General features: G+C 60.0%; 20 protein-coding genes. 7 read left to right on the top strand and 13 right to left on the bottom strand.

Features of this window, described 5'->3' with window-relative positions; translation table 11 throughout:
- Positions 1-143: 143 nt before the first annotated feature.
- The 7 genes from lpdA to sdhC all read right to left on the bottom strand — a co-directional run bounded on the left by lpdA (position 144) and on the right by sdhC (position 9,279).
- On the bottom strand, positions 144-1,580 hold the full coding sequence (gene lpdA, locus MF4836_RS15700) for a dihydrolipoyl dehydrogenase (RefSeq protein ID WP_078471031.1): 1,437 nt from the start codon (positions 1,578-1,580) through the stop codon (positions 144-146).
- A 103-nt stretch (positions 1,581-1,683) separates the two neighbouring features.
- On the bottom strand, positions 1,684-2,913 hold the full coding sequence (gene odhB / locus MF4836_RS15695; RefSeq protein WP_078471030.1) for a 2-oxoglutarate dehydrogenase complex dihydrolipoyllysine-residue succinyltransferase: 1,230 nt from the start codon (positions 2,911-2,913) through the stop codon (positions 1,684-1,686).
- Between the two features lie 44 nt (positions 2,914-2,957).
- Positions 2,958-5,789 carry a 2-oxoglutarate dehydrogenase E1 component gene (locus MF4836_RS15690; protein ID WP_078471029.1) on the bottom strand — a complete coding sequence of 944 codons (2,832 nt, stop codon included), beginning with the start codon at positions 5,787-5,789 and terminating at the stop codon, positions 2,958-2,960.
- Between the two features lie 261 nt (positions 5,790-6,050).
- Positions 6,051-6,755 (bottom strand): succinate dehydrogenase iron-sulfur subunit, encoded by a 705-nt coding sequence (locus tag MF4836_RS15685; RefSeq protein ID WP_020299227.1) that lies wholly within the window; start codon positions 6,753-6,755, stop codon positions 6,051-6,053.
- An 11-nt stretch (positions 6,756-6,766) separates the two neighbouring features.
- Positions 6,767-8,539, bottom strand: coding sequence for a succinate dehydrogenase flavoprotein subunit (gene sdhA, locus MF4836_RS15680; RefSeq protein ID WP_078471028.1), 1,773 nt, complete (start codon positions 8,537-8,539; stop codon positions 6,767-6,769).
- A gap of 3 nt (positions 8,540-8,542) precedes the next feature.
- Positions 8,543-8,911 (bottom strand): succinate dehydrogenase, hydrophobic membrane anchor protein, encoded by a 369-nt coding sequence (gene sdhD / locus MF4836_RS15675; protein WP_020299229.1) that lies wholly within the window; start codon positions 8,909-8,911, stop codon positions 8,543-8,545.
- Positions 8,905-9,279 carry a succinate dehydrogenase, cytochrome b556 subunit gene (gene sdhC / locus MF4836_RS15670; RefSeq protein ID WP_020299230.1) on the bottom strand — a complete coding sequence of 125 codons (375 nt, stop codon included), beginning with the start codon at positions 9,277-9,279 and terminating at the stop codon, positions 8,905-8,907. Before sdhC ends, sdhD begins: the two co-directional genes overlap by 7 nt.
- Before the next feature lie 363 nt (positions 9,280-9,642).
- On the opposite strand from sdhC, the gene gltA reads away from it, so the two are divergent.
- Positions 9,643-10,932, top strand: coding sequence for a citrate synthase (gltA, locus tag MF4836_RS15665; RefSeq protein ID WP_003222994.1), 1,290 nt, complete (start codon positions 9,643-9,645; stop codon positions 10,930-10,932).
- 282 nt (positions 10,933-11,214) lie between these two features.
- Here the strand turns inward: gltA and MF4836_RS15660 are convergent, their stop codons facing one another.
- The 3 genes from MF4836_RS15660 to MF4836_RS15650 form a co-directional block, all read right to left on the bottom strand.
- Positions 11,215-12,873, bottom strand: coding sequence for a cation acetate symporter (locus tag MF4836_RS15660; RefSeq protein WP_078471027.1), 1,659 nt, complete (start codon positions 12,871-12,873; stop codon positions 11,215-11,217).
- A complete protein-coding gene (locus MF4836_RS15655; RefSeq protein ID WP_020299232.1) occupies positions 12,870-13,181 on the bottom strand; it encodes a DUF485 domain-containing protein in 312 nt (103 codons plus the stop codon). Before MF4836_RS15655 ends, MF4836_RS15660 begins: the two co-directional genes overlap by 4 nt.
- 191 nt (positions 13,182-13,372) lie before the next feature.
- Positions 13,373-14,224 carry a glycine betaine ABC transporter substrate-binding protein gene (locus MF4836_RS15650; protein WP_078471026.1) on the bottom strand — a complete coding sequence of 284 codons (852 nt, stop codon included), beginning with the start codon at positions 14,222-14,224 and terminating at the stop codon, positions 13,373-13,375.
- A 287-nt stretch (positions 14,225-14,511) separates the two neighbouring features.
- On the opposite strand from MF4836_RS15650, the gene MF4836_RS15640 reads away from it, so the two are divergent.
- On the top strand, positions 14,512-16,107 hold the full coding sequence (locus MF4836_RS15640) for a glycoside hydrolase family 17 protein (RefSeq protein WP_178102952.1): 1,596 nt from the start codon (positions 14,512-14,514) through the stop codon (positions 16,105-16,107).
- A gap of 73 nt (positions 16,108-16,180) precedes the next feature.
- Here the strand turns inward: MF4836_RS15640 and MF4836_RS15635 are convergent, their stop codons facing one another.
- A complete protein-coding gene (locus tag MF4836_RS15635; RefSeq protein ID WP_078471023.1) occupies positions 16,181-16,549 on the bottom strand; it encodes a hypothetical protein in 369 nt (122 codons plus the stop codon).
- 233 nt (positions 16,550-16,782) lie between these two features.
- Between MF4836_RS15635 and MF4836_RS15630 the strand changes: the two genes are divergently transcribed.
- Positions 16,783-18,081 (top strand): lipoprotein, encoded by a 1,299-nt coding sequence (locus MF4836_RS15630; protein WP_020299236.1) that lies wholly within the window; start codon positions 16,783-16,785, stop codon positions 18,079-18,081.
- Positions 18,074-18,862: an MlaA family lipoprotein gene (locus tag MF4836_RS15625; RefSeq protein ID WP_078471022.1), complete on the top strand. Its 789-nt coding sequence runs from the start codon at positions 18,074-18,076 to the stop codon at positions 18,860-18,862. The genes MF4836_RS15630 and MF4836_RS15625 overlap by 8 nt, the downstream gene beginning before the upstream one ends.
- 78 nt (positions 18,863-18,940) lie before the next feature.
- On the opposite strand, the gene MF4836_RS15620 is transcribed toward MF4836_RS15625, so the two are convergent.
- Positions 18,941-19,867: a DUF808 domain-containing protein gene (locus tag MF4836_RS15620; RefSeq protein ID WP_078471021.1), complete on the bottom strand. Its 927-nt coding sequence runs from the start codon at positions 19,865-19,867 to the stop codon at positions 18,941-18,943.
- A 136-nt stretch (positions 19,868-20,003) separates the two neighbouring features.
- On the opposite strand from MF4836_RS15620, the gene MF4836_RS15615 reads away from it, so the two are divergent.
- On the top strand, positions 20,004-20,624 hold the full coding sequence (locus MF4836_RS15615) for a TetR/AcrR family transcriptional regulator (RefSeq protein ID WP_078471020.1): 621 nt from the start codon (positions 20,004-20,006) through the stop codon (positions 20,622-20,624).
- 133 nt (positions 20,625-20,757) lie between these two features.
- Here MF4836_RS15615 and MF4836_RS15610 read toward each other — a convergent pair whose 3' ends face one another.
- Positions 20,758-21,198, bottom strand: a complete 441-nt coding sequence (locus tag MF4836_RS15610; RefSeq protein ID WP_078471019.1) for a GlcG/HbpS family heme-binding protein — start codon at positions 21,196-21,198, stop codon at positions 20,758-20,760.
- A 264-nt stretch (positions 21,199-21,462) separates the two neighbouring features.
- Here MF4836_RS15610 and gcl point away from each other — a divergent pair, with 264 nt between their 5' ends.
- The gene (gene gcl / locus MF4836_RS15605; protein WP_078471018.1) at positions 21,463-23,238 is read left to right on the top strand and encodes a glyoxylate carboligase; all 1,776 of its coding nucleotides are present in this window, start codon (positions 21,463-21,465) and stop codon (positions 23,236-23,238) included.
- A gap of 100 nt (positions 23,239-23,338) precedes the next feature.
- Complete coding sequence (hyi, locus tag MF4836_RS15600) at positions 23,339-24,121, top strand: hydroxypyruvate isomerase (RefSeq protein WP_078471017.1); 783 nt, start codon at positions 23,339-23,341, stop codon at positions 24,119-24,121.
- Positions 24,122-24,151 lie beyond the last annotated feature (30 nt).

Raw genomic sequence — 24,151 nt, 5'->3', positions numbered from 1 at the left:
CGGACATCTCCAGCCCTGAACCCGGAGCCGTGGCTCTGGTACAGCGCTGAAGCGATCCCATGAGGTCGAGTCCAGCGGATGTTCCGCGGTGAGTCTTGCTCGCAAGGCTCACGACGGGCAATCCGCCGTGGTTTCTTATTGTCTTAACGCTTTTTGCGGTTGGCGATGTGGATGGCGCCGCCATTCACTGCCAATGCTGCTTCGTGCAGGGCTTCGGACAGGGTCGGATGGGAGAAAACCATCATGCCCAGGTCTTCGGCACTGGTGCCGAATTCCATGCCGATTGCACCTTGCTGAACCAGTTCCGCAGCGCTTGGGCCAATCACATGGACGCCCAATACGCGATCAGTCTTGGCATCGGCGATCACTTTGACGAAACCGCCGGTGTCGTTGGCGGCCATGGCACGGCCACTGGCTGCAAACGGGAAGGTGCCGACGTTAACTTCAACGCCTTCAGCTTTCAAGGCCTGCTCGGTTTTACCGACCCACGCGATTTCCGGGTGAGTATAAATAACCGAAGGGATCAGGTCATAGTTCATCTGAGCCTTGTGACCCTTGATGCGCTCGACAACCATGATGCCCTCTTCCGAGGCCTTGTGAGCCAGCATCATGCCGCGAACCACGTCACCGATGGCGTAAACGCCCGGTACGGTAGTGGCGCAGTGATCATCAACGTGCACGAAACCGCGCTCGTCGAGGGTCACGCCGCAATCAGCAGCCAGCAGATCGGTGGTCACCGGACGGCGACCAACGGCTACGATCAGCTTGTCGAAAGTAATGGTCTGCTCGCCATTGGCGTCGGTGTAAGTCACTACGACTTCTTCGCCATTGACCTTGGAACCGGTAACGCGAGCACCCAGCTTGATATCCAGACCTTGTTTGGTCAGGGTTTTCAGTGCTTCCTTGGAAACGGCAGCGTCTGCAGCCATCAGGAAGGTATCCAGGGCTTCCAGAACGGTCACCTGGGCACCCAGGCGCGACCATACCGAACCCAGTTCCAGGCCGATGACGCCAGCGCCGATCACGCCCAGACGTTTTGGTACAGCTTGGAATTCCAGAGCGCCGGTGGAGTCGACGATCACGTTCTGATCGACTGGAGCCGGTGGAATGTCGATTGGACGCGAACCTGGAGCCAGGATCACGTTTTCGGCTTCGATCACTTCAACCGAACCGTCAGGCTTGGTCACTTCGACTTTCTTGCCAGCCAGCAACTTGCCGTGACCCTGGATAGAGGTCACGCCGTTGGCTTTGAACAGGGTGGCAACGCCGGAAGTCAGGCCTTTGACGATGTTGGCCTTGCGGCCGACCATCGCCGATACGTCCATGGTCACGCCAGCGTGATTGATACCGTGGATCGCGAAACCGTCTTGGGCTTCGTGGAATTTCCAGGAGCTGTCCAGCAGCGCCTTGGAAGGAATGCAGCCTACGTTCAAGCAAGTACCGCCGAGGGCCAGCTTGCCTTCTTTGTCGGTGTATTTCTCGATGCAGGCAGTGCTGAGGCCCAGCTGTGCAGCCTTGATCGCGGCTACGTAGCCACCAGGGCCCGCACCAATAACTACAACGTCAAATTTCTGTGTCATAAAAGGTTCCCTTTTAGCAACAAGCTACAAGCCGCAAGCTGCAAGTTCGAAGCCCAACAGCTCTTGAGCTTGAGGCTTGCCACTTGCAGCTTGCCGCTGCTTTTTAGATATCCAGCAGCAGACGAGCCGGGTCTTCCAGCAGGTTTTTGATGGTAACCAGGAAAGTCACAGCTTCTTTACCATCGATCAGGCGGTGATCGTAGGACAGTGCCAGGTACATCATCGGACGGATAACGACCTGACCGTTGATCGCCATAGGACGCTGCAGAATGTTGTGCATGCCCAGGATGGCCGCTTGCGGCGGGTTGACGATCGGGGTCGACATCATGGAACCGAAAGTACCACCGTTGGTGATAGTGAAGGTACCGCCAGTCATCTCTTCCATCGACAGCTTGCCGTCGCGGGCTTTCTTGCCGAAGGTGGCGATGCCGCCTTCGATTTCAGCCAGGCTCATCAGTTCGGCGTTACGCAGAACCGGCACTACCAGGCCACGGTCGCTGGACACGGCAACACCGACGTCGGCGTAGCCGTGGTAAACGATGTCCGCGCCATCGATCGAGGCATTGACTGCCGGGAAACGCTTCAGCGCTTCGGTAGCCGCTTTCACGAAGAACGACATGAAGCCCAGGCGTACGCCGTTGTGGGACTTCTCGAACAGGTCCTTGTACTTCGAACGCAGGGCCATGACTTCAGTCATGTCGACTTCGTTGAAAGTGGTCAGCATCGCCATGTTCGATTGAGCTTCAACCAGACGCTCGGCAACCTTGGCCCGCAGACGGGTCATCGGTACGCGCTTCTCGACACGATCACCGGCAGCGAATACCGGGGCAGCGGCAGCAGGAGCAGCAGCCTTGGCAGGAGCGGCAGCCGGAGCAGCTTTCTTGGCGGCAACAGCAGCTACCACGTCTTCCTTGGTCACACGACCGCCTTTGCCAGTGCCGGCAACGGAGGTGATGTTGATACCGTTTTCTTCAGCCAGCTTGCGCGCGGCTGGAGCAGCAACAGGATCGTCTTCGCCAGCAGCGGCTGGAGCAGCGGCCTGTGCGGCAGCAGGTGCAGCAGCAGCGGCCGGAGCGGCGGCGGCGGCGGCAGCGCCACCTTCCACGATGGAGCCCAGGACTTCGTCGGACAGAACGGTGTCGCCTTCGTTCTTGACGATAGCGCCCAGCACGCCGTCAGCAGTGGCCAACACTTCCAGTACGACTTTGTCAGTTTCGATATCGACGATCAGGTCGTCACGCTTGACAGCATCGCCCGGTTGTTTGTGCCAGGTGGCAACGGTGCCATCGGCAACCGATTCCGGGAAAGTGGGGGCTTTGATCTCGATAGCCATTATCTGTGGTTCCTTAAAATTCGGTTTCAGTCAGCGCGAAGGCGTTAAACAGTAAAGGCATCTTGCAGCAGTTTTGCCTGCTGCTCAGCGTGCATCGATGCATAACCACAAGCAGGTGCAGCAGAAGCGTCACGGCCCGCGTACTCGAGTACGAGCGACTTGTTGTGACCGCTGATGATGCGACGCATGTGATGCTGGCTGCAGTACCAGGCACCCTGGTTCATCGGCTCTTCCTGACACCAAACGATGTGTTTGAGGTTGGAATAAGGAGCCAGGACTTCAATCAAGTCGTCCTCAGGGAATGGGTACAGCTGCTCAAGACGCACGATAGCGATGTCGTCACGACCTTCGGCACGGCGTTTTTCCAGCAGGTCGTAATAGACCTTGCCGCTCGCCAGTACGATGCGACCGACCTTTTTCGGGTCCTGGGCATCGATTTCCGGAATAACGGTCTGGAACGAACCTTCCGCCAGATCTTCCAGGGTCGAGATGGCCAATTTATGACGCAACAGCGACTTCGGAGTCAGGACTACCAACGGCTTGCGCAGTGGGCGAATGACCTGGCGACGCAGCAGGTGGTAGATCTGAGCCGGGGTCGTCGGTACGCACACCTGAATGTTGTGCTCGGCGCACAGCTGCAGGTAACGCTCCAGACGAGCCGAGGAGTGCTCCGGCCCCTGCCCTTCATAACCGTGCGGCAGCAGCATGGTCAGACCGCAGAGACGGCCCCACTTGTGCTCGCCACTGGTGATGAACTGGTCGATAACCACCTGGGCACCGTTGGCGAAATCGCCGAACTGAGCTTCCCAGATAACTAGGGCATTTGGCGTGGTGGTCGAGTAACCATACTCGAACGCCAATACAGCTTCTTCGGACAGGAACGAATCGTACAGGTCGAAACGTGGCTGGCCTTCGTACAGATGCTGCAACGGGATGTAGGTGCCCGCGTCTTTCTGGTTGTGCAAGACCGCATGGCGGTGCGAGAACGTACCGCGGCCGATGTCCTGGCCGGTCATGCGAATCGGGTGACCTTCGAACGCCAGGGTCGCGTACGCCATGGTTTCGGCATAACCCCAGTTGATCGGCAGGCCGCCGGCTTGCATTTTCTGACGGTCTTCGTAGATCTTCGCAACCTGACGCTGAACCACGAAGCCTTCCGGAATTTCCAGCAGCTTGGCAGACAGCTCTTGCAGGGTCTTGAGATCGAACGTGGTGTCGTGACGCGCGGTCCAGGCGTGGCCCAGGTATGGACGCCAGTCGACGAACAGCTCCTTGTTCGGCTCTTTGACCAGGCTTTTTACAACATGCAGGCCGTTGTCCAGCGCGTTGCGGTATTCATCGATCTTCGCCTGAACACGAGCATCATCCACCACACCGGCCTGAGTCAGGCGTTCGGCATACAGCTCACGGGTAGTGCGCTGCTTGGCGATTTGCTGGTACATCAGCGGCTGGGTGCCGCTCGGCTCATCCGCTTCGTTGTGACCGCGGCGACGGTAGCAGACCAGGTCGATCACGACATCGCGCTTGTACTGCATGCGGTAATCGATGGCCAACTGGGTCACGAACAATACGGCTTCCGGATCATCACCATTCACATGGAGGATCGGCGCCTGGATCATTTTCGCAACGTCGGTAGCGTACTCGGTGGAACGCGAGTCCAGCGGGTTGCTGATGGTGAAGCCAACCTGGTTGTTGATCACCAGGTGGATCGTGCCGCCAGTCTTGAAGCCGCGGGTCTGCGACATCTGGAAGGTTTCCATGACCACGCCCTGACCTGCGAATGCAGCGTCACCGTGGATGGAAATCGGCAGGACCTTGTCGCCATTGGCGTCGTTACGACGATCCTGACGAGCACGTACCGAACCTTCTACCACCGGGGAAACGATTTCCAGGTGGGACGGGTTGAAAGCCATGGCCAGGTGAACTTCACCGCCGGCAGTCATGACGTTGGACGAGAAGCCCTGGTGGTATTTGACGTCACCGGACCCCAGCTCGACCTTCTTCTTGCCTTCGAACTCGTCGAACAGCTCACGCGGGTTCTTGCCGAAGGTGTTGACCAACACGTTCAGGCGACCACGGTGGGCCATGCCGATGACGATTTCCTTGGTGCCGTAGGAACCGGAACGCTGGATCAGCTCGTCGAGCAACGGAATCAGGCTCTCGCCGCCTTCCAGGCCGAAACGCTTGGTACCCGGGTATTTGGTACCCAGGTATTTTTCCAGGCCTTCAGCTGCAGTTACGCGCTCAAGCAGGTGGCCCTTGATATCGGCGGAGTACGTTGGGCGACCACGCACGCTTTCCAGACGCTGCTGGAACCAGTGGCGCTGCTCGGTATCGACGATATGGGTAAATTCAGCGCCGATGGTGCGGCAATATGTCTGCTGCAACGCTTCGTGAATTTCGCGTAGGCTCGCTTCCTCTTTGCCGATGAACAGGTCGCCGGCACGGAAGGTCGTATCAAGATCGGCATTGGTCAAGCCGTAATGATTGATCGACAGGTCTGCAGGTGCAGGACGCTGCCACAGCCCCAGCGGGTCAAGCTGGGCTGCTTGGTGGCCCCGCATACGGTAGGCCTGGATCAATCGCAGCACTTCAACTTGCTTCTTCTCGTGCTCACTGCTCACGCTACCGGCGGATACCGGTTGAGCGCGGCGCTGGTTCTTTGCCAGCAAGACGAAATGATCGCGGATTGTCGAGTGCGAAACATCGATGGCAGTGCTGCCTTCGGTAGGCAACTTCTGAAAGTAAGTGCGCCACTCTTCTGGCACAGCGTTAGGGTCGTGCAGGTAGAGCTCGTAGAGCTCTTCCACATAGGCAGCGTTACTACCGGATAGGTAGGCGCTGTTCCACATGCGCTGCATCACGCTTTCTTGCATGCTTGGTCACCCTCGGTTAGGGGAACACCACCGGCGAAGACACCGAGCAAACTTGCAGAAGTCCGAGTGCAGCGACCAAAACAAGCCACTTAGGATCACGCTGATAGTCCGGGTACCAGCCCGGATGCCCCTGCTTGTCTCATTTCTTCAAAATATAGAGCGGCAGCTTTGTGAGCTGCTACTCAGGTTAAAACTACGGCGCCGGTTGAAGCCTGCGCCGCAGCATCTACGGTACAGCGGTCTACGGGTACAGCAGCTGAATCAAACGCCGCTTTGCAGCAGCATGTTACGAATGTGACCGATGGCCTTAGTCGGGTTCAGGCCCTTCGGACAAACGTTGACGCAGTTCATGATCCCACGGCAGCGGAATACGCTGAATGGGTCATCCAGCGAAGCCAGTCGCTCGGAAGTCTTGGTATCGCGGCTGTCTGCCAGGAAGCGGTAGGCTTGCAGCAGAGCAGCTGGACCCAGGAACTTGTCCGGGTTCCACCAGAAGGACGGGCAGGAAGTCGAGCAGCAAGCGCACAGGATGCACTCGTACAGACCATCGAGCTTTTCGCGCTCTTCCGGGGACTGCAGACGTTCGATGGCCGGAGCCGGCGTGTCGTTCTGCAGGAATGGCTTAACCTTCTCGTATTGCTTGTAGAAGATGCTCATATCGACGACCAGGTCACGGATAACCGGCAAACCTGGCAGCGGACGAATGACCAGCTTGTTACCTTTTACGACAGCGGACAGCGGCGTAACGCACGCCAGACCGTTTTTGCCGTTGATGTTCATGCCATCCGAACCGCAAACACCTTCACGGCAAGAGCGACGATAGGAGAAGCCTTCGTCCTGCTCTTTGATCAGGGCCAGCACATCCAGCACCATCAGGTCTTTACCACCGGTATCGACCGAAAATTCCTGCATGAACGGCGCAGCGTCCTGATCAGGGTTGTAGCGATAAACACTGACTTTCAACATGGCAGCCACCCTTAGTAAGTCCGAATCTTCGGTTCAAACGTCGGAACCGTCTTCGGCGAGAAGTTCACGGCACGCTTGGTTACGCGCTTGTCACCCGGGAAGTACAGGGTGTGGCACAACCAGTTTTCGTCGTCGCGATCTTCAAAGTCTTCACGAGCGTGAGCACCACGGGATTCTTTACGAACCTCGGCGGCGATCGCAGTCGCTTCAGCCACTTCCAACAGGTTTTGCAGCTCAAGGGCTTCGATACGAGCGGTGTTGAACGCCTGGCTCTTATCGTTGATCTTGACGTTGGCGATACGCGTGCGCAGGTCGGCCAGCTGGGCGATACCTTTCTGCATGTATTCGCCGGTACGGAACACACCGAAGTAGTTCTGCATGCAGCTTTGCAGCTCGCGACGCAGGGTAGCCACATCTTCGCCATCAGTGCGCTCGTTCAGAGCGTTCAGACGCGCCAGGGCGGCCTCGATGTTGGCGTCGGTCGCGTCATCGTACTCGATGCCGTCGGTCAGGGCTTTTTCCAGGTGCAGGCCGGCCGCACGGCCGAACACCACCAGGTCGAGCAGCGAGTTGCCGCCCAGACGGTTGGCACCGTGTACGGATACGCAAGCCACTTCGCCTACCGCGAACAGACCATGAATGATCTCGTCCTGGCCTTCGGCATTCTGGGTGATCGCCTGGCCATGAATGTTGGTCGGCACGCCGCCCATCATATAGTGGCAAGTTGGAACAACCGGAACCGGAGCAACCACTGGGTCAACGTGAGCGAAGGTCTTGGACAGCTCGCAGATACCTGGCAGGCGGCTGTGCAGCACCTCTTCACCCAGGTGATCGAGCTTCAGCAGTACGTGGTCGCCGTTAGGGCCACAGCCGTTACCGGCGATGATCTCTTTAACCATCGAACGGGCAACAACGTCACGGCCGGCAAGGTCTTTGGCGTTCGGAGCATAACGCTCCATGAAACGCTCGCCGTGCTTGTTGATCAGGTAACCACCTTCACCACGGCAACCTTCGGTAACCAGTACACCGGCGCCGGCGATGCCGGTCGGGTGGAACTGCCACATTTCGATGTCTTGTACCGGAACGCCTGCACGCAGTGCCATGCCGACGCCGTCACCGGTGTTGATCAGGGCATTGGTGGTCGATGCGTAGATACGACCTGCACCGCCGGTCGCCAGAACCGTAGCCTTGGCGCGGATGTAGGTGGTTTCACCGGTTTCGATGCAGATGGCGATCACACCGACGAATTCGCCTTGTGCGTTCTTGACCAGATCAACCGCGTAGTACTCGTTCAGGAACGTGGTGCCGGCTTTCAGGTTGCCCTGATAAAGGGTGTGCAGCAGCGCGTGACCGGTACGGTCGGACGCGGCGCAGGTACGGGCAGCCTGGCCACCTTTACCGTAATCCTTGGACTGGCCGCCGAATGGACGCTGGTAGATACGACCTTGCTCGGTACGCGAGAACGGCAGACCCATGTGGTCCAGTTCGAAGACCGCAGCCGGGCCTTCCTGACACATGTATTCGATAGCGTCCTGGTCACCGATGTAGTCGGAACCCTTGACGGTATCGTACATGTGCCAGCGCCAGTCATCGTTCGGGTCGGCCGAAGCGATGGCGCACGTGATGCCGCCCTGGGCAGACACAGTGTGCGAACGGGTCGGGAACACCTTGGTGATCACTGCAGTCTTGTGGCCGCCTTGGGCCAGCTGCAGTGCGGCACGCATGCCGGCGCCGCCGCCACCAATGATGATGGCGTCGAAGGAAATAGTTGGAATGTTAGACATGAATCAGATACCCCAGAGAATCTGCACACCCCAGACGAAGTAAGCGAACATTGCAACGCCGCATACTGCCTGGAAAAGGAAACGTACTGCAGTCGCGGACTTGCCCAGCGCCATCGGCGTCAGGTAGTCGGTCGAAATGGTCCACATGCCGACCCAGGCGTGAGCGCCCAGAGCAACCAGAGCCAACAGACTGAAGATGCGCATCCCGTTGTTTGCGAACAGCGCGTGCCACTGGGCGTAGCCCATGCCCGGGTTCGCAACGAGGTATCCAATCAGGAAAATGAAATAAGCCGCGAGAACGACTGCAGAAACGCGTTGCGCCATCCAGTCATAGAGGCCCGAACGCGACAGGTTCGTGACGTTAGTTACCATATCCAAACTCCCGCCAGAACGATGATCACCACGGATACGGCGATAACGATTTTCGAGCCCAGCTTGCCGCCTTCCAGCGTCTCACCGATGCCCATGTCCATGATCAGATGGCGTACACCGGCCACCAAGTGATACAGCAAGGCGGACAGCAGGCCCCACGCAACGAATTTGGCCAGCGGGCTGGTCAAGCATGCCTTCACCTCGGCGAAACCTTCCTCGGAACCCAGGGATTTGCCCAATGCATAAAGCATGATGCCAAGGCCCAGGAAGAGGATGATGCCGGAAACACGGTGGAGAAATGACGTAACGCCAGTAATGGGGAGTTTGATGGTCCTTAGGTCTAGGTTTACAGGTCGTTGGCTATTCACGGCTTTTTTTCACACTGAAGAGCCCCTAACAATCAGGGCAAAGTTGTTGGGGAGTGCACTGGTCAGGTAACCACCACCCAGGGAGTGCGACCCCCATCAAAACAGGCCCAAAAGCCCATGGCGGTCGGTGGCCGAGTATAGACAGTTAGGCTACTAATGACAACGCAAACGCCTTCCCCTAATAGCGCATTGCGTTACGAGTATAAAAGGCGTAAATGGCAGGGAATTTCGAGGAAAAAGTACGGTTAAAGCCTTCTGGGGCAAGACTTTAGGCAAATTGACATTCAGATTTATCTCACTATAGTGGTGCGGGCCCTGCGTGGGGGGTCTGTCTGATGATTTCAAGCATAAATAGGAGGCCACATGGCTGACAAAAAAGCGCAGTTGATCATCGAGGGCGCAGCCCCCGTCGAGCTGCCCATTTTAACCGGCACCGTTGGTCCCGATGTTATTGATGTTCGGGGCCTGACGGCCACGGGCCGCTTCACCTTTGACCCTGGCTTCATGTCGACCGCTTCCTGCGAGTCGAAAATCACCTACATCGACGGCGACAACGGCATCCTGTTGCACCGCGGCTATCCGATCGAGCAGTTGGCTGAAAAGTCGGACTATCTGGAAACCTGCTACCTGCTGCTTAATGGCGAACTGCCAACAGCGGAACAGAAGGCCCAGTTCGTCAGCACCGTGAAAAACCACACCATGGTCCACGAGCAGTTGAAGACCTTCTTCAACGGCTTCCGTCGCGATGCTCACCCGATGGCCGTCATGTGCGGCGTAGTCGGCGCCCTCTCGGCGTTCTACCACGACTCCCTGGACATCAATAACCCGCAGCATCGCGAAATCTCCGCGATCCGTCTGGTCGCCAAGATGCCGACCCTGGCAGCGATGGTTTACAAGTACTCCATGGGCCAGCCCATGATGTACCCGCGCAACGACCTGACGTACGCGGAAAACTTCCTGCACATGATGTTCAACACCCCGTGCGAGATCAAACCGATCAGCCCGGTACTGGCCAAGGCGATGGACCGGATCTTCATCCTCCACGCCGACCACGAACAGAATGCCTCGACGTCCACCGTGCGCCTGGCCGGCTCCTCGGGTGCCAACCCGTTCGCCTGTATCGCTGCCGGTATCGCCGCGCTCTGGGGCCCTGCCCACGGCGGCGCCAACGAAGCCGTGCTGACCATGCTCGATGAAATCGGCGATGTCTCGAACATCGACAAATTCATCGCCAAGGCCAAGGACAAGAACGATCCGTTCAAGCTGATGGGCTTCGGTCACCGGGTTTACAAGAACCGCGACCCGCGCGCCACGGTAATGAAGCAGACCTGCGACGAAGTGCTCAAGGAACTGGGGATCAACAACGATCCGCAACTCGAACTGGCCATGCGCCTGGAAGAGATCGCCCTGACCGACCCGTATTTCATCGAACGCTCGCTGTACCCGAACGTCGACTTCTACTCGGGGATCATCCTCAAGGCGATCGGCATTCCAACCAGCATGTTCACCGTGATCTTCGCCCTGGCGCGGACTGTTGGCTGGATCTCCCACTGGAAAGAAATGCTCTCCAGCCCGTACAAGATCGGCCGCCCGCGCCAGCTGTACACCGGTTACGAGTCGCGTGATATCACCAAGCTGGAAGACCGCAAATAAGATCTGCCTTGCGATAACGTCTTAGCAGCAGCGATTACGGCCTCTTTAGAGGCCGTTTTTGTGTCCGGGATAAAGGTCGACAACCTTACAACCCGCGCAGGCTGTGGCAACGGCTACAGCATACCGACAGCGCCCCCACCCTCTGTAACCACCGCCTCAGGCTGCGCTCGATCTCCGCCTCACCCCAGCCCTCCCCCCAGGCAAAAAAATACCCCAGTCTCTCGATTGGGGCATTTTTCGGGTAACGCCGCTTATATATAGAAGCCGATACCTCTTGCTACCTTAGTGCGACACCGCCCCACTGGCGCCAAGACCGGTTTGCGAGCGGACGAATTGCGGGAAGAACAGCGCCCGCTCATTTTCCGCAGCTGCCGACTTGTCAGTGATGGAGAAGAACCAGATCCCGACGAAGGCAATGATCATCGAGAACAATGCCGGGTACTCGTACGGGAAGATCGCCTTCTCGTGATGCAGGATCTGCACCCAGATGGTTGGGCCCAGGATCATCAGGCCAACCGCACTGACCAGCCCCAGCCAGCCGCCGATCATGGCGCCACGGGTGGTGAGCTTCTTCCAGTACATCGAGAGCAGCAGTACCGGGAAGTTGCAGCTGGCGGCAATGGAGAACGCCAGGCCGACCATGAACGCGATGTTTTGGCTTTCGAACAGGATGCCCAGGCCGATCGCCAGGACGCCCAGCGCGATGGTGGTGATCTTCGAGACGCGGATTTCATCCTTCTCGTTGGCCTTGCCTTTCTTGATCACGCTGGCATACAGGTCGTGAGACACCGCCGAAGCGCCTGCCAGGGTCAAGCCGGCAACCACCGCCAGAATGGTGGCGAAGGCCACCGCCGAGATGAAGCCCAGGAACACGCTGCCGCCTACGGCATTGGCCAGGTGCACCGCCGCCATGTTGTTGCCGCCCAACAGCGCGCCAGCAGCGTCCTTGAAGGCCGGGTTGGTGCTGACCAGCAGGATCGCGCCGAAGCCGATGATAAAGGTCAGGATGTAGAAGTAACCGATGAAACCAGTGGCATACAGCACGCTTTTGCGAGCTTCTTTCGCGTCACTCACGGTGAAGAAGCGCATCAGGATGTGTGGCAGGCCAGCGGTACCGAACATCAATGCCAGACCAAGGGAGAAGGCCGAGATCGGATCCTTCACCAGGCCGCCCGGGCTCATGATCGCTTCACCTTTGGGGTGAACCTTGATCGCCTCGGCAAACAGCGCGTTGAAGTCGAAATTGACGTGTTTCATCACCATCAGTGCCATGAACGAGGCACCGGACAGCAGCAGCACAGCCTTGATGATCTGTACCCAGGTGGTCGCCAGCATGCCGCCGAACAGCACGTACAGGCACATCAGGATCCCCACCAGGATCACCGCCACGTGGTAGTCGAGGCCGAACAGCAGCTGGATCAGCTTGCCGGCACCTACCATCTGCGCGATCAGGTAGAACGCCACCACCACCAGCGAGCCACAGGCCGACAGGGAGCGGATCTGGGTTTGCCCGAGGCGGTAGGACGCCACGTCGGCAAAGGTGTATTTGCCCAGGTTGCGCAGGCGCTCGGCGATCAGGAACAAAATGATCGGCCAGCCCACCAGGAAGCCAATCGAGTAGATCAGGCCGTCATAACCGGAGGTGAACACCAGCGCGGAAATACCCAGGAAGGACGCCGCCGACATGTAGTCGCCGGCGATGGCCAGGCCGTTCTGGAAACCGGTGATCTTGCCGCCTGCCGCATAGTAGTCGGCCGCCGACTTGTTGCGCTTGGAGGCCCAGTAGGTGATGCACAAGGTTGCACCGACAAACACCACAAACATGATGATCGCGGAAACGTTGAGTGGTTGTTTATGCACTTCGCCAGTCAGGGCTTCAGCCGCCCAGACACTTGGAGCAAAGGCCGCGACGCCCAGTAATGCCAATAGACGCCGGATCATTGCTGAGCCTCCTTGAGAATCGCATTGTTCAGGTCGTCGAATTCGCCATTGGCGCGTCGTACGTAGATAGCCGTCAGCACAAAGGCCGAAAGAATCAGCCCGACACCGATGGGAATGCCCCAGGTGATGGATGACGTTGGACTGAGTTTGGCGCCAAGGATCTGAGGTCCATAGGCGATCAATAGAATGAAGCCCGAGTAAAGCCCAAGCATGATCGCCGAAAGAATCCAGGCGAACCGCTCTCTCTTGCTGACCAGCTCCTTGAAACGCGGGCTGTTTTGAATCGAGAGGTAAATGCTGTCGTTCATTGTTTTTATCCTCGCAGCACAGATTTTAGTTGGAACGCATTCCACTCTATGCGGCTATGGAGCAGGTTCCAGACGACCTTAGTATTAGAACGACATTAGTCATGACGCCAATTTATCCCCAAGAAAAAACAAAGGCCGCCCGGTGCGAACACCGAGCAGCCTTGAGAAGCCTAATCTAGACGCTTCGTCGATTATTTAGCAGTCCACTCCGCGACGCGCTCCGGGTGTTTGGCCACCCACTCTTTCGCAGCTACATCAGGCTTGGCACCGTCCTGAATGGCCAACATGACTTCGCCGATTTCGTCTTTCGAGGCCCATTGGAACTTTTTCAGGAAGGCCACGACTTCCGGCGCCTTCTTCTCCAGGCCCTTGCTGCCGATGCTGTTGACGGTTTCAGCCGCGCCATACACGCCTTTCGGGTCGTCGAGGAAGCGCAGTTTCCACTTGGCGAACATCCAGTGCGGCACCCAGCCGGTGACGGCAATCGATTCGTTTTTCTCTTCGGCACGGGTCAGCTCGGCAATCATCGCCGCCCCCGAACTGGCCTGCAGTTTGTAATCGAGGCCGTAATCCTTGATCGCCTGGTCGGTCTTGAGCATCACACCCGATCCGGCGTCGATGCCGACAATCTTGTTCTTGAAGCTGGTGTCGTCCTTGAGGTCGGCGATGGACTTGGCTTTCACATACTCCGGCACGATCAGACCGATTTTCGCGTCCTTGAAGTTGGGGCCGTAGTCGACCACCTTGTCCTTGTTCTTCGCCCAGTATTCGCCATGGGTCACTGGCAGCCAGGCCGACAGCATGGCATCGAGTTTGCCGGTGGCGACGCCCTGCCACATGATCCCGGTCGCGACGGCTTGCAATTTGACGTCATAACCGAGCTTCTGCTTGATCACTTCAGCCGCTACATGGGTAGTCGCCACGCTGTCCGACCAACCGTCGACATAGCCGATGCTCAGGGTTTTGCTGTCGGCGCTGGCCAGGGTGGAGCTGATCGCAAGTACCAGAGCGGCACCTGCGCCTAAGAGTCGTCGCATCTTCATCGTTACTTCCCCGAAAGTGCTGCGCCCGACGGATGCCGAGCCGCGTCAACCTATTGTTCTGGTGCACGGCGCCCCCTTCACGCTCACCACAAAACCCGTTCGAACATCAGCGGAGTACTGATGTTTCGATCATCAACCTGCGGCCATCTGCAACCTGCTCTGTCTGCGACCTCAAGGCAGCCAGCAACGACATCAGATAGCCAGCAATCCTGCCGCTTCCAGGGCAGATACCGATCCCGCCCGAACTTTGCATGTCAAAATCATGCGGCGCCCCAAGCCAGCGGCAAATGCAGGTAAGATGCCCGGCTTTGCTCCCAGACGGCCTGACCATGCCCGCGATAGCCCGCTTCCCTGTCCTGCCCTATTTATTTGCCTGCCTGCTTGGCCTGTTTGCGATCTGCGGCTTCTGGTACGGCCTCGGCCAGCCGGTGTTGCTGCCCGACGTCGCCAGCGCCAGCCACAAGCTGCAATGCGCCTCCTACACCCCTTTCGATAAAGACCAGTCACCGTTCGACCAGCCGTTCAAACTGCGCCCGGAGCGCATGGACGCCGACCTGGCGCTGCTGGCCACCCGCTTCGAGTGCATCCGCACCTATTCCATGACCGGCCTTGAAGCCCTGCCGGACCTGGCGCGCAAGCACGGCCTGAAGCTGATGATCGGCGCCTGGGTCAACAGCAACCCGGTGGACACCGAAAAAGAAGTCGACCTGCTGATCGCCTCGGCCAACGCCAACCCGGATGTGGTGAGTTCGGTGATCGTCGGCAACGAAGCCCTGCTGCGCAAGGAAGTCACCGGCCCGCAACTGGCCAAGCTGATCCACAAGGTCAAGGCCAACGTCAAACAGCCGGTGACCTATGCCGATGTCTGGGAGTTCTGGCTCAAGCACCCGGAAATCGCCCCGGCGGTGGACTTCCTGACTATCCACTTGCTGCCGTACTGGGAAGACGATCCGTCCAATATCGACGCCGCGTTGAACCACGTTGCCGAGGTGCGCCAGGTATTCGGCAACCGCTTCGCGCCCAAGGACGTGATGATCGGCGAAACGGGTTGGCCCAGCGAAGGCCGCCAGCGTGAAACCGCCCTGCCGAGCCGGGTCAATGAAGCCAAGTTCATTCGCGGGTTCGTCGCCCTGGCCGAGCACAATGGCTGGCACTACAACCTGATTGAAGCCTTCGACCAACCCTGGAAGCGCGCCAGCGAAGGCGCCGTCGGCGGTTACTGGGGCCTGTTCGATGCCGACCGCCAGGACAAGGGCGTGCTCGCCGGCTCGGTATCCAACCTGCCTTACTGGCCAGTGTGGCTGGGCGTGGGCGGGGCGATCTTCCTCGTGACCCTGCTGCTCGGCGGCCGTGTCCGCAGCACCCGCGCGGCGCTGGTGCTGCCACTGCTGGGCGCCCTCGCCGCCTGCTCCATCGGGGCCTGGGGCGAGCTGGCGCGGGTCACCAGCCGGTTTGCCGGCGAGTGGTTCTGGGCCGCGCTGCTGCTGGGCCTGAACCTGCTGGTGCTGGCCCACGCGGCCCTGACCCTGAGTACCCGCAGCGGCTGGCGTGGATGCGCCTTCGCTGCCTTGGAGAAACGCGCTGGCTGGTTGCTCACCGCCGCCGGTTTCGCGGCCGCGGTGATGATGCTGGAGCTGGTGTTCGACCCGCGCTATCGCAGCTTCCCGAGTGCGGCCCTGGTGCTGCCGGCCCTGGTCTACCTGTGCCGCCCGGTACGGGTGCCACGCCGCGAGATCGCCCTGCTGACCTTTATCGTCGGCGCCGGGATTGCTCCGCAGCTGTATCGCGAAGGCCTGCAAAACCAGCAGGCCTGGACCTGGGCCCTGGTCAGCCTGCTGCTGGTGGCCGCCATGTGGCGCAGCCTGCGGGCACGCAAGGCCTGATCCCGATTCAGGCCTCACGGGCACAAAAAAAGGGATGACAACAGTCATCCCTTTTTTATCGAGCCCCGCTTGATCAGGCCGATTGGCGCGGCGCCCTGACCAGGCGCAAGGCCGCGATCACCACGGCAAACACCGCCAGGGTGGTGTTGTACAGCGCCAGCGCCGGCAAACCGCACAGCAGCGCCACCACCGCCAGGCCCCAGCCACCGCGGCCCGGCAGCACAAACGCCAGCAGCGCCGAGACCAGGGCCGCCCAGCCCATGACCTTGAAGTGAATCCACAGGCCCAGAGTGGAACGTGCCTGGCACTCCCAGCGGCTCGCCTCATCGACACAGACGCCCACCCACCGAGCATCTTCCATAAAGCCGTAGCGCAGGCCATAACTGGCGGCCAGCCACAGGGGCAGGACAATAAGCAGCACAACCACGGGAAGACGGGACATGAGGCACTCCGATAAGCGAAAACGGCGCCCAGCATAATCGCCCGAGAGCGGTAAGCAAGCCTGTTACACATATAACTGTGAGCAATTAGCGGCAAAGTGTATCGTCCGGCTACTATTACCCCCGATCCCGCCTGTCTTGACCGATATTTGTGCCGAACCATGGCACTTCGGCAGTACCCCGGTGGTCATAGCCTGCGAACCTCTCCCGGCACCTTCCTCTAAGGGATTCAGTCATGCTCCGTTCCTTGCGCTTCGCTGCCCTGTTTGGCGGCCTTATCTTGAGTGCGTCCGCACTGGCAGTCGATATCGACGCTGCCAGCTATGGCTATCCTTTGACCAATCCGTTCGAAGCGACCATTGCCACCACCCCGCCGGAGCTGCGCCCGGAACTGCCGTCCAACGACGATATCAACCAGTCCGACCGCAGCCTGACCTTGCGCCCCGAGCGCGAGTTCATCCTCCCGGACAACTTCTGGGCGGTGAAGAAGCTGACCTACCGCATCGCCGAGCAGGATCACGCCGCCCCGCTGATCTTCCTCATCGCCGGCACCGGCGCGCGCTATGACAGCAGCCTCAACGAATACCTGAAAAAGCTCTACTACAAGGCTGGCTATCACGTGGTGCAGCTGTCGTCGCCCACCAGCTTCGACTTCATCAGCGCCGCCTCGCGCTTCGCCACCCCTGGGGTCACCCAGGAAGATGCCGAGGATATGTACCGGGTAATGCAGGCCGTACGCGCGCAGAACCCCAAGCTGCCGATCACCGAGTACTACCTCACCGGTTACAGCCTGGGCGCCCTGGATGCGGCCTTCGTCAGCAAACTGGATGAAACCCGGCGCAGCTTCAACTTCAAGAAGGTCCTGCTGCTCAACCCTCCGGTCAACCTGTACACCTCGATCAGCAACCTCGACAAACTGGTGCAGACCGAAGTCAAAGGCATCAACAACAGCACCACCTTCTATGAACTGGTGTTGAACAAACTGACCCGCTACTTCCAGCAAAAAGGCTACATCGACCTCAACGATGCGCTGCTCTACGACTTCCAGCAGTCCAAACAGCACCTGACCAACGAACAGATGGCGATGCTGATCGGCACTTCGTTCCGCTTCTCGGCGGCCGATATCGCCTTCACCTCGGACCTGATCAACCGCCGCGGCCTGATCACCCCGCCCAAATACCCGATCAGCGAGGGCACCAGCCTGACGCCGTTCCTCAAGCGTGCCCTGCAGTGCGACTTCGACTGCTACCTGACCGAACAAGTGATCCCCATGTGGCGCGCGCGCACCGACGGCGGCAGCCTGCTGCAACTGATCGACCAGGTCAGCCTGTATGCACTCAAGGATTACCTGCACGACAGCCCGAAAATCGCCGTGATGCATAACGCCGACGACGTGATCCTCGGCCCTGGCGACCTGGGTTTCCTGCGCACCACCTTCGGCGACCGCCTGACCGTCTACCCCCATGGCGGCCATTGCGGCAATCTCAACTACCGCGTCAACAGCGACGCCATGCTGGAGTTCTTCCGTGGCTAAACATCTCCTGCTAATCGCTGCGTTGCTCTGCGCAGGCTATGCCCAAGCCGACAACAGCAAAGCCAACGCGCCGACCGTGGTTGACTCGGACGGCTTCACCGAGCCGTTGAAGAAACTCAAGTTCAACGCCGGGCTGGACCAGCGCGAATTCGAGCGCTCAACCCTCAACGCACTGAACGTGTACGACCCGCTGGAGTCATGGAACCGCCGGGTCTACCACTTCAACTACCGCTTCGATCAATGGGTGTTCCTGCCGGTGGTCGACGGCTACCGCTACGTCACCCCCAGCTTCCTGCGCACTGGCGTCAGCAACTTCTTCAACAACCTGGGCGATGTGCCCAACCTGATGAACAGCCTGCTGCAGCTCAAGGGCCACCGCTCCATGGAGACCACCGGGCGCCTGTTGCTCAACACCACCATCGGTATCGCCGGCCTGTGGGACCCGGCAACCGCCATGGGCCTGCCGCGCCAGAGCGAAGATTTCGGCCAGACCCTGGGGTTCTACGGGGTTCCGGGCGGCGCCTATTTCGTGCTGCCGATCTTCGGTCCGTCGAACCTGCGTGACACCGCCGGCCTGGCAGTGGACTTCACCGCAGAATCGGCGATCAACTTCCTCAACGTTTCGGAAGTCAGCAGCAACCATCCGGAGATCTGGGTCCTGCGCGGCGTCGACAAGCGCTACCAGACCAGCTTCCGCTACGGCCAACTGAACTCGCCGTTCGAATACGAGAAGGTGCGCTACGTCTACACCGAGTCGCGCAAGTTGCAGATCGCCGAATAACCCCCTTCCTGCGCTACAAAAAAAGGCCATCCGGGAACTCCGAATGGCCTTTTTTCATGGTTGGGACAGCGCCCGGGTTCAGGTCCTGACAGCTTTCCACAGCTTGCTGAACAGGGTCACGCCCACCAGCACCACGGCGCCGGCGATAATCCCGGCCACTGCGTTGAGCAGGGTCGGCATGATCACCGAGAAGCCGCCGATCACGGCTGCGGTTTGCCCGGTTAGCCCCTCGATCAGGTGGTGCGCCGCGGGCACGCCGTGGGTGAGGATGCCGCCGCCGACCATAAACATCGCCGCCGTGCCGATCACCGACAGGCTTTTCATCATGTACGGTGCGGCGCGCAGGATCACCCCACCCACACTCTTCGCCAACTGCCCCGGCTTCTGGGTCAGCCACAGCCCCAGGTCATCGAGCTTGACGATGCCCGCCACCAGGCCATAAACGCCCACGGTCATGACAATCGCGATACCCGAGAGCACCACCACCTGCTGCATCAGCGGCGCATCGGCCACAGTGCCCAGGGTGATGGCGATGATTTCCGCCGACAGGATGAAATCGGTGCGCACCGCACCTTTGATCTTGTCCTTCTCGAAGGCCACCAGGTCGACTTCGGGGTTGGCCACCGCCTCCAGCAACTGCTCATGCCCGGCCTGATCGTCAGCCTTGCTGTGAAGGAAGGTGTGGGCGAGCTTTTCAAAGCCTTCGAAACACAGGTAGGCGCCACCGAGCATCAGCAGCGGGGTCACCAGCCAGGGGGCGAACGCGCTGATGGCCAGCGCCGCCGGAACCAGGATCAGTTTGTTGCGAAACGACCCCTTGGCCACGGCCCAGACCACCGGCACTTCACGCTCGGCACGAACCCCGGAGACTTGCTGGGCATTGAGCGCCAGGTCATCGCCGAGTACGCCGGCGGTTTTCTTGGCCGCCATTTTGGTCATCAACGCCACATCGTCGAGCACTGCCGCGATATCGTCGATCAGCACCAACAAACTGCTTCCTGCCATGAATCAAAGTCCCATTCGGTGATCAAGGCGCGCAGCATACCGTGCGGCGAAGCACTCCGGGAGGCATTCTTGAGCCCCGCGCAAAGCCGGTGCTACCATGCGCAACCGCCGCCCCAGGCAAGGAATTACCGGATTTATGAGCACCATCCGCGAGCGCAATAAAGAATTGATCCTGCGTGCTGCCAGCGAAGAATTTGCCGACAAGGGCTTCGCCGCGACCAAAACCAGCGATATCGCGGCCAAGGCCGGGTTGCCCAAACCCAACGTCTACTACTACTTCAAGTCCAAGGAAAACCTCTACCGCGAGGTGCTAGAAAGCATCATCGAGCCGATTCTCCAGGCCTCGACCCCGTTCAATGCCGACGGGGTGCCCAGCGAAGTGCTCAGCGGTTATATCCGCTCCAAGATCCGCATCTCCCGCGACCTGCCGTTCGCTTCCAAAGTCTTCGCCAGCGAGATCATGCACGGCGCGCCGCACCTGAGCGCCGAGCAAACCGAACAACTCAACGCCCAGGCGCGGCACAACATCGACTGCATCCAGACCTGGATCGACCGTGGCCAGATCGCCGCCATCGACCCCAACCACCTGATGTTCAGCATCTGGGCCGCGACCCAGACCTACGCCGACTTCGATTGGCAGATCTCGGTCGTCACCGGCAAGCCCAAGCTCGACGAGTCCGATTACGAAGCCGCCGCGCAAACCATCATCCGCCTGGTGCTCAAAGGCTGCGAACCCGACCAGCCAGCGTCGAGCTGATACCTCAACCGCTGTAGCCGCTGCCGCCAGGCTGCGCTGGCCCTGCGCGACAACATCCCTCTGCCTGACACGCCTCGTTGCCCTATCGGGCCAGCGCAGCCTCGCGGGCTCGGCAGCGGCTACCGGTTCGGCGTCAGGCGCTTACACCGGCGTCCGCCGTCAGGTCCAGGGCTTCGATGGCGTTGATGGCGCACTGCTCGTCGATGTCCGACGTGTCACCGCTGATACCGATAGCCCCCAGCACCCTGCCCTCTCGATCACGGATCAGCACTCCGCCCGGTGCCGGCACCACGCTGCCCTGCCCCAGGCTGTTCAGCGCGGCGATAAAAGCCGGGCGCTGTTGCGCGTCCAGCGCCAGCAGACGCGAGCCCTTGCCCAGGGCGACCGCACCCCAGGCCTTGCCAATGGCGATCTGCGGGCGCAGCAGGCTGGCCCCATCCTCCCGTTGCAACGTCACCAGGTGCCCACCGGCATCCAGCACCGCGATGGTCAGCGGCGCGGCGCTGATCGCGCGCCCCGCTGCGATGGCCTGGCTGGCCAGGTTAACTGCGACTTTCAAGGTTAAAGCGCTCATGGGTGCCGTCCTTATTTTGTTATGGGAAAGCGGTCGGGCCGTTCGTTGTACGAAGCCGAATGGGATAAATAGAACACAATGACAATCTATTTTGTATACAATAATTATCGAAAAGCGCTGCCTGCGACAAAAAACGCTGATTTAAAGGCTTCCGACGAAAGCCACAGCCGCTTGAGAAAATGGATTGACCTGCGCCGTCCGCCGTGAATACACTTTGCGCAAAGCCACTTGTATACAATTACAAAACGTAAGAGGCACAAAACCATGAGCAAAATGAGAGCAATCGAAGCCGCCGTTCTGGTGATGCGCCGTGAAGGGGTCGACACCGCTTTTGGCATCCCCGGGGCCGCCATCAACCCGCTGTACTCCGCCCTGCAAAAGGTCGGCGGCATCGATCACGTGCTCGCTCGCCACGTCGAGGGCGCCTCGCACATGGCCGAGGGCTACACCCGCACCAAGGCCGGCAACATCGGCGTGTGCATCGGCACCTCCGGCCCCGCCGGCACCGACATGGTCACCGGCCTCTACAGCGCCTCGGCCGACTCGATCCCGATCCTGTGCATCACCGGCCAGGCGCCACGGGCTCGCATGCACAAGGAAGACTTCCAGGCCGTCGACATCACCAGCATCGTCAAGCCGGTGACCAAGTGGGCGACCACCGTGCTGGAGCCGGGCCAAGTGCCCTACGCCTTCCAGAAAGCCTTCTATGAAATGCGCTCCGGCCGCCCAGGCCCGGTGCTGATCGACCTGCCGTTCGACGTGCAGATGGCCGAGATCGAATTCGACATCGATGCTTACCAGCCCCTGCCACTGGCCAAGCCCACCGCAACCCGGATCCAGGTGGAAAAAGCCCTGGCCCTGCTGGACCAGGCCGAGCGCCCATTGCTGGTAGCCGGGGGCGGCATCATCAATGCCGATGCCAGCGAGCTGCTGGTGGAATTCGCCGAGCTGACCGGGATTCCGGTGATCCCGACCCTGATGGGCTGGGGCACCATTCCTGACGATCACCCGCTGATGGTGGGCATGGTCGGCCTGCAGACATCGCACCGCTATGGCAACGCCACCCTGCTCAAGTCGGACGTGGTGCTGGGCATCGGCAACCGCTGGGCCAACCGCCACACCGGCTCGGTTGAGGTGTACACCGAAGGTCGCAAGTTCATCCATGTCGACATCGAGCCGACCCAGATCGGCCGGGTGTTCAACCCGGACCTGGGGATTGTCTCCGACGCCGGCTTCGCCCTGACCGTGTTCCTCGAAGTGGCCCGTGAATGGCACGCCGCCGGCAAACTCAAGGACCGCAGTGCGTGGCTCCAGGACTGCCAGCAGCGCAAGGCCAGCCTGCAGCGCAAGACCCACTTCGACAACGTGCCGGTCAAGCCGCAGCGGGTGTACGAAGAGATGAACCAGGTGTTCGGCAAGGACACCTGCTACGTCAGCACCATCGGTCTGTCGCAGATCGCCGGGGCGCAGTTCCTCCACGTCTACAAGCCACGGCACTGGATCAACTGCGGCCAGGCCGGCCCGCTGGGCTGGACCATCCCCGCCGCACTCGGGGTGGTCAAGGCCGACCCGAGCCGCAAGGTGGTGGCGCTGTCCGGCGACTATGACTTCCAGTTCATGATCGAAGAGCTGGCGGTGGGCGCGCAGTTCAAGCTGCCCTACATCCACGTGGTGGTGAACAACTCCTACCTGGGGCTGATTCGCCAGGCGCAGCGCGGTTTCGAGATGGACTACTGCGTGCAGCTGTCCTTCGACAACCTCAATGCACCGGAGCTCAACGGTTATGGCGTCGACCACGTCGCCGTCGCCGAAGGCCTGGGTTGCAAGGCCCTGCGCGTATTCGAGCCGGGCCAGATCCAGCCGGCCCTGCGCAAGGCCCAGGCGTTGATCGAGGAGTTCAAGGTGCCGGTGATCGTCGAGATCATTCTCGAACGCGTGACCAATATTTCCATGGGCACCGAGATCAACGCGGTCAACGAGTTCGAAGACCTGGCCCTGGTGGGCAACGACGCGCCCACCGCCATTTCCATGCTCGACTGACCCGCCCTGTAGCGGCTGCCGAAGGCTGCGATCAACCGCAAAAGCGGGCGCACCTTCAGGCAGCCACTGCCGGAACGCTTCATTTTTACCGGAGATCACCATGCCGCGTTTTGCCGCCAACCTGTCCATGCTGTTCACCGAACAGGATTTCCTTGCCCGCTTCAAGGCCGCCGCCGAGGCGGGATTCAGCGGGGTCGAATACCTGTTCCCCTACGAGTTCAGCTCCGCCGAAATCAAGGCCCAGCTGGATGCCAACCGCCTGACCCAAGTGCTGTTCAACCTGCCGGCCGGTGACTGGGCCAAGGGTGAGCGGGGCATCGCCTGCCTGCCGGATCGGGTCGAGGAGTTCCGCGGCGGGGTCGACCTGGCCATCGCCTACGCCCAGGTCCTGGGCAACACCCAGATCAACTGCCTGGCCGGTATTCGGCCACAAGGCATCGATGACGCCACCCTGGAAAAAACCCTGGTCGCCAACCTCAGGTACGCCGCCGACAAGCTGCAGGCGGTGGGCATCAAACTGGTGATGGAAGCCATCAACACCCGTGACATCCCGGGCTTCTACCTGAACAACACGCGCCAGGCCCTGGCCATTCGCGAGCAGGTCGGCAGCGCCAACCTGTTCCTGCAATACGACATCTACCACATGCAAATCATGGAGGGTGACCTGGCCCGAACCATGGAAAACCACCTGCCGGCCATCAACCATATCCAGCTCGCCGACAACCCCGGGCGCAACGAACCGGGCACCGGCGAAATCAACTACCGCTTCCTGTTCGAACACCTGGAGCGCATCGGTTATCAGGGCTGGGTCGGCTGCGAATACAAACCGCTGACCACCACCCAGGCCGGTCTCGGCTGGCTCAAGAGCCACAACGCGATCTGACCCGGCAGCCCTACCCCGGCCCTTATCGAG

It is taken from the genome of Pseudomonas sp. MF4836, assembly GCF_002018875.1.
Taxonomy (GTDB): domain Bacteria; phylum Pseudomonadota; class Gammaproteobacteria; order Pseudomonadales; family Pseudomonadaceae; genus Aquipseudomonas.
This window is presented reverse-complemented; position numbering and strand designations above follow the sequence as displayed.